General features: G+C 37.2%; 17 protein-coding genes and 1 other RNA gene. 17 read left to right on the top strand and 1 reads right to left on the bottom strand.

Going from position 1 to position 18,043, the window contains the following annotated elements; translation table 11 throughout:
* Positions 1–129 precede the first annotated feature (129 nt).
* The 8 genes from QKW49_RS14145 (at position 130) to QKW49_RS14110 (ending at position 7,209) form a co-directional block, all read left to right on the top strand.
* Positions 130–285 carry a hypothetical protein gene (locus QKW49_RS14145; RefSeq protein ID WP_282863310.1) on the top strand — a complete coding sequence of 52 codons (156 nt, stop codon included), beginning with the start codon at positions 130–132 and terminating at the stop codon, positions 283–285.
* A 553-nt stretch (positions 286–838) separates the two neighbouring features.
* The gene (locus QKW49_RS14140; RefSeq protein WP_282863309.1) at positions 839–1,423 is read left to right on the top strand and encodes a LemA family protein; all 585 of its coding nucleotides are present in this window, start codon (positions 839–841) and stop codon (positions 1,421–1,423) included.
* A 26-nt stretch (positions 1,424–1,449) separates the two neighbouring features.
* Positions 1,450–2,238: a TPM domain-containing protein gene (locus QKW49_RS14135; RefSeq protein WP_282863308.1), complete on the top strand. Its 789-nt coding sequence runs from the start codon at positions 1,450–1,452 to the stop codon at positions 2,236–2,238.
* On the top strand, positions 2,186–3,193 hold the full coding sequence (gene ablB / locus QKW49_RS14130; RefSeq protein WP_282863307.1) for a putative beta-lysine N-acetyltransferase: 1,008 nt from the start codon (positions 2,186–2,188) through the stop codon (positions 3,191–3,193). The genes QKW49_RS14135 and ablB overlap by 53 nt, the downstream gene beginning before the upstream one ends.
* 56 nt (positions 3,194–3,249) lie before the next feature.
* Entirely contained in the window at positions 3,250–4,539 is a 1,290-nt protein-coding gene (ablA, locus tag QKW49_RS14125) for a lysine 2,3-aminomutase (RefSeq protein WP_282863306.1), read from the top strand.
* A gap of 211 nt (positions 4,540–4,750) precedes the next feature.
* Positions 4,751–5,143 carry a hypothetical protein gene (locus QKW49_RS14120; RefSeq protein WP_282863305.1) on the top strand — a complete coding sequence of 131 codons (393 nt, stop codon included), beginning with the start codon at positions 4,751–4,753 and terminating at the stop codon, positions 5,141–5,143.
* Between the two features lie 229 nt (positions 5,144–5,372).
* Positions 5,373–5,816 carry a MarR family transcriptional regulator gene (locus tag QKW49_RS14115; protein ID WP_282863304.1) on the top strand — a complete coding sequence of 148 codons (444 nt, stop codon included), beginning with the start codon at positions 5,373–5,375 and terminating at the stop codon, positions 5,814–5,816.
* A 16-nt stretch (positions 5,817–5,832) separates the two neighbouring features.
* Positions 5,833–7,209 carry an MATE family efflux transporter gene (locus QKW49_RS14110; RefSeq protein ID WP_282863303.1) on the top strand — a complete coding sequence of 459 codons (1,377 nt, stop codon included), beginning with the start codon at positions 5,833–5,835 and terminating at the stop codon, positions 7,207–7,209.
* A 96-nt stretch (positions 7,210–7,305) separates the two neighbouring features.
* Here QKW49_RS14110 and ssrS read toward each other — a convergent pair.
* A non-coding RNA gene (gene ssrS, locus QKW49_RS14105) (6S RNA) lies at positions 7,306–7,498 on the bottom strand.
* A gap of 274 nt (positions 7,499–7,772) precedes the next feature.
* On the opposite strand from ssrS, the gene rnhA reads away from it, so the two are divergent.
* The 9 genes from rnhA to QKW49_RS14060 all read left to right on the top strand — a co-directional run bounded on the left by rnhA (position 7,773) and on the right by QKW49_RS14060 (position 18,036).
* Positions 7,773–8,210 carry a ribonuclease HI gene (rnhA, locus tag QKW49_RS14100; RefSeq protein WP_282863302.1) on the top strand — a complete coding sequence of 146 codons (438 nt, stop codon included), beginning with the start codon at positions 7,773–7,775 and terminating at the stop codon, positions 8,208–8,210.
* A 369-nt stretch (positions 8,211–8,579) separates the two neighbouring features.
* Complete coding sequence (gene hflK, locus QKW49_RS14095) at positions 8,580–9,512, top strand: FtsH protease activity modulator HflK (protein ID WP_282863301.1); 933 nt, start codon at positions 8,580–8,582, stop codon at positions 9,510–9,512.
* A 12-nt stretch (positions 9,513–9,524) separates the two neighbouring features.
* Positions 9,525–10,538: a protease modulator HflC gene (locus QKW49_RS14090; RefSeq protein WP_282863300.1), complete on the top strand. Its 1,014-nt coding sequence runs from the start codon at positions 9,525–9,527 to the stop codon at positions 10,536–10,538.
* Between the two features lie 27 nt (positions 10,539–10,565).
* Positions 10,566–10,970, top strand: coding sequence for a C-GCAxxG-C-C family (seleno)protein (locus QKW49_RS14085; RefSeq protein WP_282863299.1), 405 nt, complete (start codon positions 10,566–10,568; stop codon positions 10,968–10,970).
* Between the two features lie 88 nt (positions 10,971–11,058).
* Positions 11,059–12,768, top strand: coding sequence for a methyl-accepting chemotaxis protein (locus tag QKW49_RS14080; RefSeq protein ID WP_282863298.1), 1,710 nt, complete (start codon positions 11,059–11,061; stop codon positions 12,766–12,768).
* A gap of 410 nt (positions 12,769–13,178) precedes the next feature.
* The gene (locus QKW49_RS14075) at positions 13,179–14,894 is read left to right on the top strand and encodes a methyl-accepting chemotaxis protein (RefSeq protein ID WP_282863297.1); all 1,716 of its coding nucleotides are present in this window, start codon (positions 13,179–13,181) and stop codon (positions 14,892–14,894) included.
* A gap of 126 nt (positions 14,895–15,020) precedes the next feature.
* Positions 15,021–15,791 carry a DeoR/GlpR family DNA-binding transcription regulator gene (locus tag QKW49_RS14070; RefSeq protein ID WP_282863296.1) on the top strand — a complete coding sequence of 257 codons (771 nt, stop codon included), beginning with the start codon at positions 15,021–15,023 and terminating at the stop codon, positions 15,789–15,791.
* Positions 15,792–15,964: 173 nt separating this feature from the next.
* Positions 15,965–17,104: a glycerate kinase gene (locus QKW49_RS14065; RefSeq protein WP_282863295.1), complete on the top strand. Its 1,140-nt coding sequence runs from the start codon at positions 15,965–15,967 to the stop codon at positions 17,102–17,104.
* Between the two features lie 20 nt (positions 17,105–17,124).
* Positions 17,125–18,036, top strand: a complete 912-nt coding sequence (locus QKW49_RS14060; RefSeq protein ID WP_282863294.1) for a TIM barrel protein — start codon at positions 17,125–17,127, stop codon at positions 18,034–18,036.
* Positions 18,037–18,043 lie beyond the last annotated feature (7 nt).

The following is an 18,043-nucleotide window of genomic DNA, read 5'->3' as shown; positions in this document are numbered from 1 at the left end:
CCTTTATCTTAAAGGATAGGGCAGCTTATATTTTCGTATTAAATAATATGAAAATAATTTATTGAAAGTGGTACATACTAATTTATAGATAGATTACGTTAAAAAAAGTATTTTAGAAGGAGAACTAGTATGGATATAAAAACGCAAAAACGTAAAAAAGCCCCTACTGTTGCGCCAGGAATGGAACAAGATCCTAGAGGAGAGGACGCGACCCGAGAAGATAAAGAGAAAGGGAATGTGACTACGGTTAAAAGATTGGTATGGGATGAAAATGATCCGAGCTAAAGTAGTGATATATAGATACTGATATCTTAAATAAAACCAGAGATATTTTAAGAGAATTTAACATATAATTAACAGTCAGTTGATAGATAAGAAAATGTGGAAAATGCTATGATCATATTGTAAAAATACTATTAAAAATAACCAGCTTAGTAAAGGGTTGAGGGACGTGATTTACATAATCTTATCTGCAATAATACTAGGATTCATAGGCATAGGGTATTATAATTATGCAACGAATAAGGCGCAGCAGCTGATTGTAAAAAGATATGCAAATAGATCGTTTAAAATATAAGCCTTCCTCTCCTCTTAATTCAATATATTGTTGCATCACATCATTTAGCCGGAATATGATGTAGGTTAACAAGTGAATAGTTTTGAAAAGAGAGACCTAAACGTTATGTTTAGCATGTCTCTTTTTTCATCTGTCTGAGATAGTTAGTGTTGATTTAAGTATTTCATTTGTGTGGTATAATAACAATATACAAGCGGAGCAGACTTATTTCAGAATAAATCGTATGATTATAGTGAATATAAAACGATAAGGAGAATAAGTATGAGCAAAGTTAAACCGATATGGATTGTCTTGGGTGTGATCTTATTGATCATGTTGTTGATAGCAGTAGTGATAGTTGTCAGCGTAATAGGGTCATATAATAACCTTGTGACGGCGAATGAAAATATTGATGGAAAGTGGAGTCAGATAGAGACAAATCTGCAAAGGAGAGCAGATTTAATTCCTAATCTAGTTGAAACCGTAAAAGGATATGCGGCGCAGGAAAAGGAAATATTTACGGCAATTGCGGAGGCACGGTCTAAGCTGATAGGAGCATCAGGGGTTGAGGAAGCCGCTGCTGCGAATAATGAGTTATCTTCAGCATTAAGCAGACTGCTTGCGATTAGTGAAGCATACCCGAACTTAAAGTCTGATGCGAACTTCAGACAATTGATGGATGAACTGGCCGGAACAGAGAATAGAATTGCCAGAGCAAGGCAGGAATATAATGATTCTGTTCAGGCATATAATACTCGGGTAAAAAGGTTCCCGACATCTTTAGTTGCAGGAATATTTGGTTTTAGTCCAAGAGAATATTTTGAAGCGGATGAGGGAAGTAAGGTTGTTCCAAAAGTAAACTTTTAAATGTGATTAGGGGAGGGTAAACGATAATGAAAAAAATCGGTATAAATATTTTGATTGCTGTTGTATTATTCATAAGTCTTATACCGGCTGTTTGGGCTGCTCCCGCTATACCGTCCCCTACCGGCTATTTTGTCAGTGATTTTGCAGGTGTTATGAGCCAGGGAGCCAAAGAGCAAATTGAAAACCAGGCATTAGAAGTGCAGCAGAAAACAAGCGCGCAGATTGTAGTGGTCATTCCAAAGTCTTTAAATGATATGACAATAGAAGATTATGCGTATGAATTGTTTAAACAGTGGGGGATTGGACAAGAGAAGGAAGACAATGGTGTGCTTCTTGTGGTAGCGCCTAATGAAAGAAAGTCAAGGATTGAGGTTGGGCAAGGTCTTGAAGGTCGTCTGCCTGATGGAAAAACGGGGAGGATACAAGATGAATACCTGATTCCTTCTCTAAAAAACAATGATTATGATAGTGCGATACTAAACACATATCTGGTACTTGCCAATGAAGTTGCCGCTGAATATAATGTTACCTTAGAAGGAACAACACAATATGCCCCTATACCCGACGCAGACAAGTCTTCACCACTTAATAAAGCTTTCCCGGTTTTTATAATTACTTTACTCATTGCCGACATGTTATTATTTCGGGGAAAAATAACAAGATTTATTATTGAAATGCTTATCTGGAGTTCCATATTCGGAGGCAGACGCGGAGGCCGAGGCGGAGGAGGAGGCGGCGGAGGAGGCTTCGGCGGAGGAGGCTTTGGCGGCGGAGGAGGTTCGTCCGGAGGGGGCGGCAGCAGTAGGGATTGGTAGAATATTTTTACTGAATTTGACAACTGACAACTTATATGATATAATAAGTTGTCAGTTGTTTTTTGCATATAATTTCAAATATGGAAAAACATATATATCATCGAAGGGAGGCAATATGATGAATGACATAATACAAAAGATAGGCAAATCGCTTGTACAGCATGGCAAACAGAATGATCGCATTTATTTAATGAAACTTTATCAAGATGACATGCCTGATATTATATGTGAATTAGATGCTATGGCAGAAAAATATAATTATTCTAAAATATTTGCAAAAGTACCGTCTCATTTTAAACAGGACTACTTAGACAATAGTTATGTTATTGAAGCAGAAGTACCCAATTTCTATAATGGCAGGGAAAACGCACTTTTCCTGGCTAAGTATCTTTCGGAAGAAAGAATGAAAAGTATGCATGAATCAACAATTTCTGAGGTTTTAAAAATAGCACGCCAAAAACAAAATACTATAGAAGATGAACGGTTGGATGAAAAATTTCAATATAGAATTGCCAAGCCGGAAGACGCATCCCAAATGGCGAATGTGTATAAAAAAGTATTTGATTCATATCCATTTCCTATTTATGATCCTTCATATCTTAAAAAAACCATGGAAGACAATATTGTATATTTCGGAATTTGGCATGGGAGTGATGTGGTTGCGCTTGCATCCAGCGAAATGGATATAAACGCATCAAACGTAGAAATGACAGATTTTGCAATATTGCCTGAATATAGAGGAAATAAACTTGCCGTATATCTGTTAAATAATATGGAACAGGAAATGAAGAAAAAAGGAATAAAAACGGCATATACCATTGCACGTGCTATTTCTTATGGAATGAATATCACTTTTTCAAGAATGGGATATGTCTTTGCGGGTACCTTAATCAATAACACAAATATTTCCGGAAGTATTGAAAGTATGAATGTATGGTATAAGACACTTGAATGATAAATGGGTGTGAATCAAAGCATAGATAATTATTTGAATACAAGGGGGTATTAAATATGAAAAACGCAATAATAATGGAGAAATTTAAAGATGTAAGTGAAGAAAAGTGGAATGACTGGAAATGGCAGGTTAAAAATAGAATAGAAACAGTAAATGAATTAAAGAAGTATGTACCGCTTACTATTGAAGAAGAAAAGGCTGCAAGAAAATGTCTGAAGAACTTAAGGATGGCAATAACACCATACTATCTGTCATTAATAGATTTAGATGATCCGAATGATCCAATCAGAAAACAAGCAATACCTACTGCGTTGGAATTACATAAGGCAGATGCTGACTTGACGGATCCGCTTCATGAAGATGGAGATTCTCCCGTGCCGGGACTTACACACAGATATCCTGACCGGGTATTACTTCTGGTTACAGACCAGTGTGCTATGTATTGCAGGCACTGTACCCGGCGTCGGTTTGCAGGACAGAATGATTCTGTACTGCCTATTGAACAAATCGATAAGGCAATAGATTATATAGCCAAAACTCCGGTGATAAGGGATGTACTTCTATCGGGAGGAGACGCGTTGCTAATTTCTAATGAGAAATTGGAATATATTATTAAGAGATTAAGAAAAATACCGCATGTTAAAATTATCCGAATTGGCTCAAGAACCCCGGTAGTAATGCCTCAAAGGATTACTGAGAAATTGGTGAACATGTTAAAAAAGTATCATCCGATATGGATTAATACTCATTTTAATCATCCCAACGAAATAACACCTGAATCGATAAAGGCATGTGAGATGCTTGCGAATGCAGGAATACCGTTAGGGAATCAATCTGTATTGCTAAGAGGAGTCAATGATTGTACGCATGTTATGAAAAGCCTTGTCCAACAGCTGGTTGAGATGCGCGTGAGACCTTATTATATTTATCAGTGCGACTTGTCTGTGGGGCTTGAGCATTTCAGGACACCGGTATCCAAAGGAATTGAAATTATTGAAGGACTGCGGGGGCATACATCAGGCTTTGCGGTACCTACATTCGTTGTTGATGCCCCGGGAGGCGGCGGAAAGATCCCTGTAATGCCGAATTATGTAATCTCTCAAAGTCATAATAAAATCATACTGAGGAACTTTGAAGGGGTCATTACTACTTATGAGGAGCCAATGGAATATCATCCTGACTGTAACTGCGATGTATGCAAAGATGGTGAGAATGAAAAATTTGTAGGTGTCGCGGGATTGCTGAATGGACAGCAAATAGCGCTGGAGCCTGAAACACTTGAAAGAAAAATTCGGGTTCAAGGTTCGGGTACGGAAACAGATGGTGGTTTTGAAGAAGCAATTTAAGAAAATGACTGTGGATGACTGTGGATGTAAAAGTCTGCAGTCTTTTTTTAGTGACTTCCCTATCATATATAAATATGTTATATTAATGATATAAGCTTAGACTAAAAAGTTTACAGGGTATTTGCTTAAGTGAGGAGTGGCGAGAGCACTTTTTTCTCCCCGCTATCCACTCCTCACTCCCCACTATATCTTTTATTAGAGGTGAATTGTTTTGAATTTAGACAAGTATTTTAAAGGTTCGTACGGATGGGACAACTATTCCAGGTTTTTAATGGTCATCGGCATAATTTTGTTACTAGTGAAGAAAGCATCGATTGCCGGTATTCTGGTGATTGGCTATATGATCTGGAGAAGTCTTTCCAAGGATAAATACAGAAGAGCACAGGAGAATATGATGTTTGAAGCATGGCTTAGAAGAGTACGTTCATATTTTCATGGGTTAAGTCAGAATATCAGTAAAACCAAGCAAAAGTTCATTGACAATAGAAAATATACAATCTTAGCCTGTCCGAAATGCAGTGCGAAGCTTAGATTGCCAAAACGCAAAGGCAATATTATTGTTACCTGCAAAGTATGCCGCAATGAATTCCGTGTGAAGACTTAATGTGTATAAACAGGAGGGTAGGACCAAAGGGGGAAAAATCATGAATAATAAACTTAAAAGAGTAATCAGCATTGTATTGATAGTGTTTTTTGTACTGGTATTTATATTGCCTGTGATTATGACACAAATGTAGTAAGAAGAAAAAATGTGATAATTTGTTAAAGTGCGTTGACATTTCGTTATATAGTTAGTATACTAACTATACTTGGTAAATGGAGGGAGTGAAATATTGAATCAGTTTGAAATAAATTTGGGGCATCTGTTAAACAAAGCTGCCCGTCTAAACAAATGGGAGTTAAACAAAAGATTAGTAGAGTTGGACTTGACTTTGCCTCAGTTTATTGTTTTGAAAGATATAAATTTTCAAGAACAAAGAGCGCGTGATGTGGAAAATCTTACTGCCGCATCCATTGCGCAGCGGCTGCACATAGAGAGACCTACAATATCAGGGGTTATCGCAAGGCTGATGAAGAAGGATTTGGTATATAGAGTAGAAAATCCGGAGGACAGACGTTCGCAATTGATTAGACTCACTGAAAAAGCAAAAGCATTAATGGTCGAATTAGAAGTTATATGTAGTGATACGACAAATAGAGCAGTAAAGGATTTTAGCGAAGCAGAGATTAATAATCTAAAAGCGTATTTGTTAAGGATTATAAGTAATTTATCGTAATAGAAGGAGATTAAATATGGACCGTTCTAAACAATTAGGTGAAACAAAGGTTTCAACGCTTTTACTGAAGTTTTCAATTCCGGCGATCGTTGGAATGATGGTAAATGCGTTGTATAATGTTGTAGATAGAATTTTTATTGGTAACGGAGTGGATACCTTAGCGCTGGGCGGAATACAGATTGGTTTTCCGGTAATGCTGATTTCGATGGGGTTGGCAATGCTGATAGGTATTGGAGCAACATCACTGATTTCTATAAAACTAGGGGAAAAGAAAAAAGAAGAGGCTGAGCTTGTAGCAGGAAATGCAATCGTATTGCTGGTAGTGATTTCGCTTATCGTATCAGTAGTAGGGATCATTTTTCTAGAACCGATGATCCGGCTTTTGGGTACTACTGAAGATATCCTTCCCTATGCGCGGGATTATCTGCGCATTATACTAATGGGGACTGTGTTTATGTCTATAGGTTTTGGTATGAATAATTTTATTCGTGCTGAAGGAAATCCTAAGATAGCAATGTTCACAATGCTCATCGGTGCTATATTAAATACTATTTTAGATCCTATTTTCATATTTGTTTTTAAATGGGGCATACAAGGTGCGGCATTGGCTACCATTATATCACAGATGGTATCTGCCGTATGGGTGTTGTATTATTTCTTTAGCGGGAACAGTTTGCTGAAGTTTCATGCAAAGAATATGAAGTTGAACTTCAATATTATTAAAGGAATCACTGCTATTGGATTAGCCCCTTTTTCCATGCAGATCGCTGCCAGCCTTTTACAAGTGATTATGAATAATAGTCTGAGTGAGTATGGCAATGATATCGCTGTTTCGGCAATGGGTGCTATACAAAGTATTATGATGTTGATCCTAATGCCTATATTCGGTATTAATCAAGGGGTCCAACCCATTATAGGATATAATTACGGCGCGCAGAAGTATGACCGTGTTAAGGAAGCATTGACGCTGGCTATTGGGGCTGCAACTATTGTGGTTATTATGGGGTTTGCAGCTACCAGATTGTTCCCCGAACAGCTTATTGCGATGTTTAACAAAAAAGACACGGAGCTGATCAAATTAGGTTCTCATGCATTGCTTATGTTTTTTACGTTTTTGCCTGTGATCGGATTCCAAATAGTAAGTGCCGCCTATTTTCAGGCTGTGGGTAAACCGCTGCAATCTATGGTTTTAAGTCTGTCAAGGCAGATGTTATTATTGATACCTGCACTGCTGATATTACCTAGATTTTATGGACTGGAAGGAATATGGTATGCCGGCCCGGTGGCAGATTTTGGTTCCGCAGTCATTACCGGATTATGGCTATTAAAAGAACTCAAGAGTCTGCAGGAAAGGCATGATAAAAGTCTGGAAACCCAACCTCAACCGGAATAATCTAGAAACGGTATGAGGCATGAAAGACATAGAAAAGCTGTTGATTATAAAAAATCAACAGCTTTAATTATTTCTAACATACATTACATATTCTATATGACTCCCAAAATGCCGTTACCTTTATTTTGACACCTAGCCTTCGCTAGGTGGGTGTCCTGTCAAAAAAATCTGTTTTCCCTTGCCCATAATGGGAATTAGCTTAGGGCCTGACATCATTTTCCGAACTCCGGACTCCCGTATTCGTAGTGTAGGTTCAAAATAAAAGGCTTATCGAACATTCCAGGATTTTAATCTTATATATTGTCTTAAGACACTTGTTATTATACAAGGAATGTGCTTTAAAGTAAAGGATATATAAGTGTAATAGGAATTCACGCAGTAAAAAGAGATATGTTATACGTGAGTTTGCGCAAGTATACGCTAATCTTTTTTGTTTTAGTTGGCTAGGGGAAATGGGTAGATTTTAAAATATATTTAAATTATAATATAAAAAGGGATTGTTCGAATTAGATACACATGCAGTCTGATAACAGAAAAAAGATAATGAACAGAGAGGTAATCACATGAAGCAAATCACTATTTATACAGATGGAGCCTGTTCAGGAAATCCCGGACCGGGAGGATGGGGAGCCATTTTAATGTATGAGCAGCATCAGAAAGAAGTTTCAGGTTTTGAACGGCAGACTACTAATAATAGAATGGAATTGACAGCAGCTATACAAGCATTAAAGATGTTGAAAGAACCATGCAATGTGGTCTTACATTCTGATAGTGCTTATCTGGTGAATGCATTAAATAATGGTTGGCTTGTAAACTGGCAAAAGAACAATTGGAAGACTTCAACAAAAAAAACTGTTGAAAATCAGGATTTGTGGCAAGAGATTATAAGCCAGTGCCGAGTACATGATATTAACTGGAAAAAGGTAAAGGGACATGCGGATAATCCTTATAATAATAGGTGTGATGAACTTGCAAGAATGGAGATACAAAAAAACGTATGAATGCAATGAGAACCTTAGTATATATAACGCATTAAAGTTTTTACATTGGCAAACGGTTTTGAGGTGGTGTATGTGTCCTTCGGAGACGCGCCCAAACTCACTTCGTTCAAACAGTGGACAGTTTTTTACGGAAACCATAGACCACCTCAAACTTACTGTTACTGTGATTTCTTTAATGCGTTATATATAGTATGGGACTGGGGCAAAACAATGTATCATAGAGCTGTAAAGTATGATACAATAATATACAGCGCTGGTATCATGAGTATTAGATGGAAAGTGATTTAAGATATTTTCCAATAATCAATGTTATCAGGCAATAAATGAAGGGGGGGATCTGGCTGCTTTACTATCAGCAGCTAGGAGTTTATGAAAACGAAGTTGATATTTGCCGTAATTGTGCTAATCGTTGCAGCAGTACTGGCATTCGATAGCTTTTATATCGTGAATGCCGGGGAACAGGCCATTGTAGAGAGATTTGGAGCAATGGTGGAAATGGTGAAGGAACCGGGTATAAAAACCAAAATCCCTATATTGGATAGAGTAGTAAAAATGTATACGGAACAGCCGTATACCGTGCAATATGGCTATACAACCGTGGCCCAGGGAGATACTCAAAAAGGAACCGAATACGCAACTGTTCAAGATGAAGCCATCATGTTAACAAAAGGGAGTTATCTTGTTAATGTAGAAGCAGCCATTCAATTGAAAATATCTGACTTGGCGGAATACTATTATAATGTTGATGATCAAGTCGGGACATTGAGGCTGGCTTTTGAAGGTGTGATGCGGCGGAATGTTCAAAGCAAGGATCTTGATGACGCATTACTGAATAAAGAAAAAATCTCATCTGAAGTGCTTCCGGAATTAAAGAAGAAAATTAATGAGTATGGGTTGGGATACGAGATAAAATCCCTGGAGATCCAGAATATCTCGGTGCCCGATGAAGTAGGGCCCGCTTATGATGATGTAAATAATGCGAAAAATGAGAAAAGTGAATTGGAAGAAAACGCAAAGAAATATGCTAATGAAAAGCTTCCCAATGCGAGAGCGGAAGCTTATAAGATGATACAGGAAGCAGAAGCGTATAGAGCCGAAAAGGTATCTCAGGCAAAAGGTGATGTAGAAAACTTTAACCAGGTCTATGAAAAATATAAGGTGGCCAAAGGTGTTACCAGAACAAGGTTGAGATTGGAAACGATGGAGAAAGTTTTGCAGACGGTGAAAAACAAGGTTATTATAGATGTGGATAGTGACGGTATTGTAAAATATATGCCGGTAATCCCGCAACTACAACAGTAAGGAGGGTGAGAAATGGACAACAATAATAATATATATAATTTGCAGGATATAAAAATAAATAAAGATAAAATAGATGAAACAATAACAAATAGCCTGCATACATTTAAAAAGTTTGCAAAGTTAATAGGAATCCCTATTATATTATTAATACTATTTAACATGTTTACCTTTACGGTGAGGCAAGACCAAGTTGCGGCTGTTGTGGAGTTAGGGAAAATTACTAAAATCATCGTTGATAATATTGAGTTAACACAAGGGCAGAATGATTCTAAGGCAAGTTATAAAAATGTAAAAATTATAGGGCGAAAAGGATTGTTTTTTAAGGTTCCGTTCATTACTGAGGTGCGCAAGGAAACAAGTAAATTGCTTACTTATATGGCTACGCCGGAATTAGTGAATACCAAAGATAAGAGACAGTATCTGGTGGCTTTTTTCTCACAATATGAGATCACACATCCGGGATTGTTCTATGAGACCATGGGGTCAATACGAAAGGCGCAAGATACCTTGGATGAGTTGGTATATCCTATTATTATCAGACGGATTAATCAATTGGAGAGTGAAGCGTTTCTTAATGATAAAGAATTACTGAATGCTGCATTAGATGAAGGACTATCTCAGTTGAACCAGCAGGTGGCTTCCTATGGAATTACTGTGCGTGATAATGAGATTTATCGTACTTTGCTTCCTCAGACAAATATTCAGTCTACTTATAATAAGATGAGAGCCGAGAGAGAGGCTATTGCGCAGCAAATACGGTCGGAAGGTAAAGAGAATTATGACAAAACGGTAGCTGAGACCAATAAACAGGAAAAAGAGACTCTTGCTCAAGCCATAGAGACATCGGAACAAATTAAGGGGGAAGCGGATGCAAAAGCCTTAGAAATATATGCGAATGCATTTAGCCAAGATGAAGAGTTCTATGAATACTGGAGAACGCTAAAAGCATATGAAAAGACTATTGATTCTAATACAGTGATTTATATGGACAGAAATAATGAATTTTTGAAATACTTTAGTAATTAATAGATGACAGAAACAAGGGGGATAAAAATGCTAAAAGAAAAAGCAGTAAAGTACTATAGTAAGGAATATGATCTCAACTGTGCGGAAACGATGATTTATGCGGCAAATGAAGAATATCAAATGAATCTTTCTAAAGAAACGTTTAAAACCATGGCAGCATTTGGCGGGGGAATGGCAATAGAAGATGTATGTGGCGCGGTGACAGGGGCGATTGCTGTTTTGGGAATCTTGTTTACTGTTGACAGAGCCCATGAGAGTGATCGGATGAAACTGCTGACTTCAGAATTTATCAATAAATTTGACAAGGCATTAAGCACCATTAATTGTAAGAAATTAAAAGACATGTATAAAAATGATGATGTCCGATGTATTAAGATGATAGAGGCAGCTGCAGATATACTGGATGAAATAGTAGTACGTGAAATCAAATAATTTTTTATTTTAGAATAAAAGGTTTTTTATACTCTTTGTCGAATTATAGATATAACATTCTATTAATACAAGGGGTGGCGAGTATACTATGTTAAAAAAATTAAAATGGAATAACATCAAAATTGGTTGGAAGTATGCTCTTGCTTTAATCATTGCTATTATATGCTTTTTGAGTTCAACGGGAATCATTTTTTCATTTGTTAATGCTTCAAAGAGTGACTTTCGTGTTATAGAACAAGTAGGGGATAGCGCTTTAGATATTACTGAGCTGATTTCTCATCTGAATGAACAGGATGTTCGGGTTACTGATTTTATTCTTTTTCAGACACCGGAACTTGTAACACAATTTGAGGAAACGACAGAAGAGCTTCAGACTTCGTTTGATAATCTTAGTCATGTGATGACAACAGAAGAATCCGGAAAAATCATTGAACAACAAAAGAAGTATATTCAAGAGATGAAGTTGACGTTCAAAGATGAGATCATACCTGCTGTAGAGCGCAATAATAAGCCAACATACATGATCGCTCGAAAAAAACTTATGAGTAATTCCATGATGGTCAAAGAATTTTTGCAAAATCTTCAGGTCACCCTTAAGGAACGAAGACAGCAGGCCATGCAAACCAGCATAAAACAGTTACACAGTACATTGATGGTATTAATTGTTTCTATTACTGTTTCGGCAATAATAGGTTTAGCTATGATGTATATTATTTCACGAATGATTCAGAGACAACTGCATAAAGTAGTTCATCTGAGCGAACAAGTTGCGGAAGGCAATCTGGCCACTGACAAGGTTGACTATTCAGGTACAGATGAAATAGGTTTGTTGGCGCAGTCTTTCAATACCATGACGGATAGCCTGAAAAGCATTATATCACAGATTATGGATGCGTCGGGTAATGTCAATCGTCAGAGTGAAGAGCTTACTCAATCTGCAAGCCATGTAAGACAAGGTATGGAGCAGATCTCCACTACCATGGAACAACTGGCTACAGGTACGGAAGAACAAGCCGGTGCAGCTACTGAAGTAGTAAATGTAATTGAAGGATTGAATAGTCAGATTATTACCGCAAATGAGCAAAGCGAATTTCTCGAAAGAGCCGCCGATGAACTTCAGAATATGGCAGATACAGGATACAAGTTAATGGAAAGTTCCATACAACATATGGGTGGTATTCATGAGGTAGTTAAAAACTCAGCAGAGAAAATGAATGACCTTGATGAAAAAGCTCAGAAGATTTCTCAACTAGTTGAAATCATTCAAAGTATATCGGAGCAAACTAATCTACTTGCATTAAATGCAGCGATTGAAGCAGCGAGGGCTGGAGAAGCGGGCAGAGGATTTGCCGTTGTCGCGGAAGAAATAAGAAAGCTGGCAGAGCAGGTAGGAAGTTCTGTAAAAGGTATTACGGGAATTGTACAAGGTATACAAGAGGAGTCAAGGATTGTAGCTGACGCATTGCAAAACGGATATGGACAAGTAGAAGCAGGAACTAAGCAAATTAAGGTAACCGGGGATACTTTCCATAGTATTAATGCAGAAGTTGCTAACGTAGTACAAAGGGTAACCAGTATGGGAACGATTTTGGAACAGATTACAAAGAATAGTGAGAAGATTAATAGTTCTATTGAGCAGATTGCGGCTATATCGGAGGAAACAGCTGCGGGGGTAGAAGAAACATCCGCATCGGTACAGCAGCAGACTAGTTCTATGGAAGTAATTCAAAATAATGCGCATACTTTATCCACATTAGCGAAAGATTTAAGTGGCATAGTCACTAAGTTTAGAATTTAGTGTTTGAAGATATGAGGACTTCGCCGGAAATGTTAGCGAATAATTAAAAATAAAAACCGGTAGTTAGTGATTTATAGAGTTATCATGAATCACCGACTACCGATTTTGTATTTTATAGAGATGGTTTATACCAATATTTGGATTAAAAAGGCCTTTAAAAGTCATAAACCATTGCCATAAAATTTGTGATGATGTCCACACATATACCCCCTTATGCATTAAATGTATTTATTTTCATAAAATCAGTTAAAGAGGTAATACATGAGTATTACCCCTTTAGCACCTAAATAATACTGTATTTTGCTTAAAAATTCTTAAAAATTTAAAATATTAATTCCAATCTTTGAAGGAAGTTTACAATTTTTGTCGAATAAATATTAATGAGGGGTTAAATACAAAGGGGGAATATTATGAAAATCATACAGTTGTTTAAATGGAGAAATATGAAGCTTGGGTGGAAATACAGTTGCGCGCTTCTGTTAACAATTATACTGTTTGTTATTTCTACAGGAATCATTTTTTCATACATGAATAAAATAAAAGAGAATACCAGCTTGTTGGAAAGTGCTGATAGCAAAGTGGATAAAATATCGCAGTTAACAGCGAATTTTATAAAAAAAGATGTAAAAATTGCGGATTATATGGCTTTTGGAACGAAGGAACTATTAGATGGATACAAAGAAGAAAGTGATATATTTAACAGTGATATCCAATTATTGAAAGACTCTATGGGCGAGGGGCAAGTGAAGGATTACCTTGAACAGATAATAACAAAACATGAAGAGATTAATGATCTTTTTTATAATAAGCTTGTGCATGCCGCAGACCGAAATCTCAGATCGCAAGTCACTTTAGCCAGGGTAGAGATTGTGTCTTCAAGAGATGAAACAATGAGCTTGTTGAATGAGGTGGTTGCGGAGATTAATAAACAGAAGCAGGCAGTTATGGAAGATGTAAAAGGATATATTGTAAGCACCATTACGATATTACTCTTATCTATCTCTATTTCAGTGGTATTGGGGTTTGTTGTAACGTTCTTGATTACACGTGTTGTTCAGAAGAATTTGAATAAAGTTGTTACGGTTACGGAACATATAGCTGACGGAATTCTAGCAATAGATAAGATAGACTACAAGGGCAATGATGAGTTAGGAAAATTATCTCATGCAGTGAATATAATGGCGGAAAATTTAAGGAATATTATTACTAACATTTCCGGTATAGCTGACCAAGTAACTGCTCAAAGCAGAGTGTTAAAAGGATCTTCTGATGAAGTAAAACTGGGGAGTGAACAAATTACGCTGACCATGGACCAGTTGGCGGCAGGAACAGAGGAGCAGACCGGCTCAGCTACCGATATCGCAAATGTGATTGAGGTACTGAACAATAAAATCATAGAAACAAATAAGGAAGGTGAAGATCTTAAGAATTCTTCAGATAAATTGAAGGAAATGTCTGAGAGAGGAAATGAATTAATGGAAGGCTCTATGAGGCAAATGGATGCCATTAATAACATCGTTCAGCATTCTGTTGAAAAGGTTAAAAATCTGGATGAAAAGTCAAAAGAAATTTCCCATTTGGTACAAATTATTAACAGTATTTCGGAACAAACAAATCTACTTGCATTAAACGCTGCGATAGAAGCAGCAAGGGCTGGAGAAGCAGGCCGTGGATTTGCGGTAGTGGCTGATGAGATTAGAAAACTTGCGGAACAAGTAGGACACTCAATCACCGGAATAACAGATATTGTTAAAGGAATACAAGATGAGTCCGAAATGGTAACTGAATCATTGCAGCAGGGATATCATCAAGTAGAACAAGGAACCAATCAAATTAAAACAACCAGTATAACCTTTAGAGATATTAATCACGAAGTCAGCAAGATTGCGGATAGAATTAACAATACAGCACTTAATTTAAAACAGGTAGAAAAAAGCAGTGAGGAGATCAATTCGTCGGTAGAACAGATTGCAGCCATCTCCGAGCAGACAGCAGCAGGTGTTCAACAAACTTCTGCTTCTGTAGTACAGCAGAATAATTCAATTCAAACAATTGCAGAAAATGCGGGAACACTTTCTAAATTAGCTGATGATTTAAACGATATGATTGCGACATTCAAGTTATAAGAAAAATATCTATATTTATATAAAAACATGGCGATACTTTTTAGTATTACCATGTTTTTATTGTGTTGTATATTGTGTTTTTTTGTGATAATATAATATGAATATACTGTTTAAGAAGGTGAAAGGATGTTAGCGGTTAATAGACAGGATAGGATATTAAAGCTATTAGATGAAAAAGGCTTTGTTAAAGTTTCGGAGTTGAGCAGGCTCTTTGATGTAGCTGAGGAGACCATAAGAAGAGATATGGAAAAGCTGGAGAGACAAGGACTTCTTCAAAAAATTCATGGAGGAGCTACGCTAGTTAGCGAAATAAATGAGGTCCCGCCGATGTCACAGCGTAAAGAAATAAATATGGATTCAAAGAAAAGGATTGCTGAAGCTGCAATTAAAGATATAAGTTCAGGTGATTCTATTATTTTGGATTCCGGCACCACTACGCTTATGCTGGCACACTTGCTGCCCGATATTGATATATCCGTAATTACCAATGATATTAATATTGCTTATGAACTGTCTAATAGAGAAAGGATTAATTTAATTCTTACCGGAGGAACTCAGAGAAAGGGTTCCTATTCTTTAGTTGGTCCCGAAACGGAAAGATTCTTCGATATGTATAATGTACAAAAGCTTTTTCTTTCTACAAGCGGTATCCAATTGGAACAAGGACTCTCGGTTTCCAATACCCTTGAGGCACATATAAAAAAAAGGATCATATCAAGTGCGCAAGAGATTATTTGCCTTGCTGACCATACGAAATTTGAAAGAAGTGCGCTAGTAACTTTTGCGTCTATTAATTGTCTGAATAAATTAATTTCTGATGAGATGGTGGATAAAAAATACCAACAATATTTTGAAGAAGAGGGAATAGAGCTTATTATTGCAAAAGACATGAAATAAAATCATGATGAATGACAAATAATATGTTTTGTGATAGGAATAGCAGCAAAGGTAATATCACTTTCATGCAATTTTATTATTGTTATATGTTGAAAAGTGTTGCAATGTGTGATATTATTTTATCAAACAGTTTTGAAATGTGAGTTTGACGAAGATAGAAAGGAGTGACAGATATGAAAGTTATTATAGCACCGGATTCATTTAAGGGAAGTAATACGACAATAGCTGTAGCAAATACTATTGAAAAAGGAATTCGTAAAGTGTTTCCTGATGTAGAAGTAGTCAAGATACCTATTGCAGATGGAGGAGAAGGAACTGTAGACGCATTGGTACTAGGTGCCGGTGGTAAATTTATGGAATTAGAAGTGGTAGGGCCATTAGGTGAAAATCTTGTGGCTAAGTATGGTATTTTGGACAATGGTACTGCGGTTATTGAAATGGCTGCAGCATCAGGATTGCCATTGGTACCGGATGATAAGAAAGATCCGCTGATTACTACTACATATGGTACCGGTCAGCTCATTAAAGCGGCATTGGATGAAGGCTGCAAGAATATCGTAATCGGTATCGGCGGCAGCGCGACCAATGATGGCGGAGTCGGAATGGCACAAGCGTTAGGCGTATCTTTTAAAGATGCTAACGGAAATGAGCTGCCCTATGGCGGAGGCGCATTAGATAAATTAGCAACAATAGATATATCTAATATGGACCCGCGTATCAAGGATACCGAAATAGTGGTTGCATGTGATGTTTCTAATCCGCTTTGTGGTGAAAGAGGAGCTTCAGCTATTTATGGTCCTCAAAAGGGAGCTACTCCTGAATTAGTTAAAATATTAGATGCTAATTTGGGGCATTATGCTAATATTATTAAGGAACAGCTGGGTAAGGACATTATCGATGTGCCTGGAACCGGAGCGGCAGGAGGTTTGGGTGCAGGATTGATCGTATTCTGCGACGCGCAGTTGAAATCAGGAATTGAAACGGTTCTGGATGTTGTTGATATCGATCAACATTTGCCGACTACTGATTTCGTTATTACCGGAGAAGGTAAGATAGATGCACAGTCTGTTTATGGTAAGGTTCCGGTAGGTGTCGGACAGAGAGTCAAGAAATATAACCTTCCTGTGCTTGCAATTGTAGGAGATATCGGCGATGGAGCGTCCGCTGTATATGATTATGGTGTGGACGGTATCATGAGTACCGTAAATAAGGCAATGCCTTTGAGTGAAGCAATGGGCAGATCATCAGAACTTTTGGAAGATGCAGCTGAGAGAGTAATGAGAATTATTAAAATAGGAATGGATATAAAATAAAATTAAGAGGAGTGATTAACATGTACGAATCTATGCATAAGTATATGAAGGTAGGGTTAATTCATTTTATGGCTTATCCTGCAACTATTAAAGGGGAAGGCCCTGTATTGGAAACCATCAAAAAAATTGCCGTAGATGATTATTTTGATGCGATCGAAATCACATGGATAAAAGATGCTGAAGTAAGAAAGCAAGCGAAAAAAATGCTTGACTCAAGTCATCTGACAGTAGCGTATGGCAGTCAGCCCAGAATGCTTACAACCGGTATGAATATCAATGATCTTAATGAAGAAGGAAGACAAAAAGCCCTTGCTTCTCTTAAAGAAGGAATTGATGAAGCGTATGAAATGGGAGCAGTAGGTTTTGCTTTCTTAAGCGGAAAATATGAAGAGGCAACAAAAGAGGAATCTTACCAGGCGCTGGTAAAATCAACTAAAGAATTGTGCGCTTATGCAAAATCAAAAGGCAACTTGCCGGTTGTTCTTGAAGTGTTTGATTATGATATTGATAAAAAGAGTATCATCGGACCAGCTGACTTGGCTAAGAGATTTGCAGAAGAAATTAGAAAAGAGTATGATAATTTCGGTTTAATGGTTGATTTAAGCCATATTCCAATGTTAAGAGAAACTTGTGCAGAATCAATTCTTCCGATTAAAGAATACCTTGTGCATGCACATATGGGAAATACCGTTATAAAAGACCCATCATTTGAAGCTTATGGAGATACGCATCCTAGATTCGGATTCCCTAACGGTGAAAACGATGTGGATGAATTGGTAGAGTACTTAAAAGTATTGATGGATATCGGATTCTTGAATACGAAAAATCCTCCGATTTTAAGCTTTGAAGTAAAACCATGGGGTGACGAAGATCCCGATGTAGTAGTTGCAAATGCTAAGAGAGTATTAAACCAAGCATGGGCAAAACTATAATTTTTCG

Origin of the sequence: Petroclostridium sp. X23 (assembly GCF_030013905.1) — a bacterium.
Taxonomy (GTDB): Bacteria; Bacillota; Clostridia; order SK-Y3; family SK-Y3; genus X23.
The sequence above is the reverse complement of the archived record's forward strand: the minus strand, read 5'-3'. Positions and strand labels throughout refer to the sequence as shown.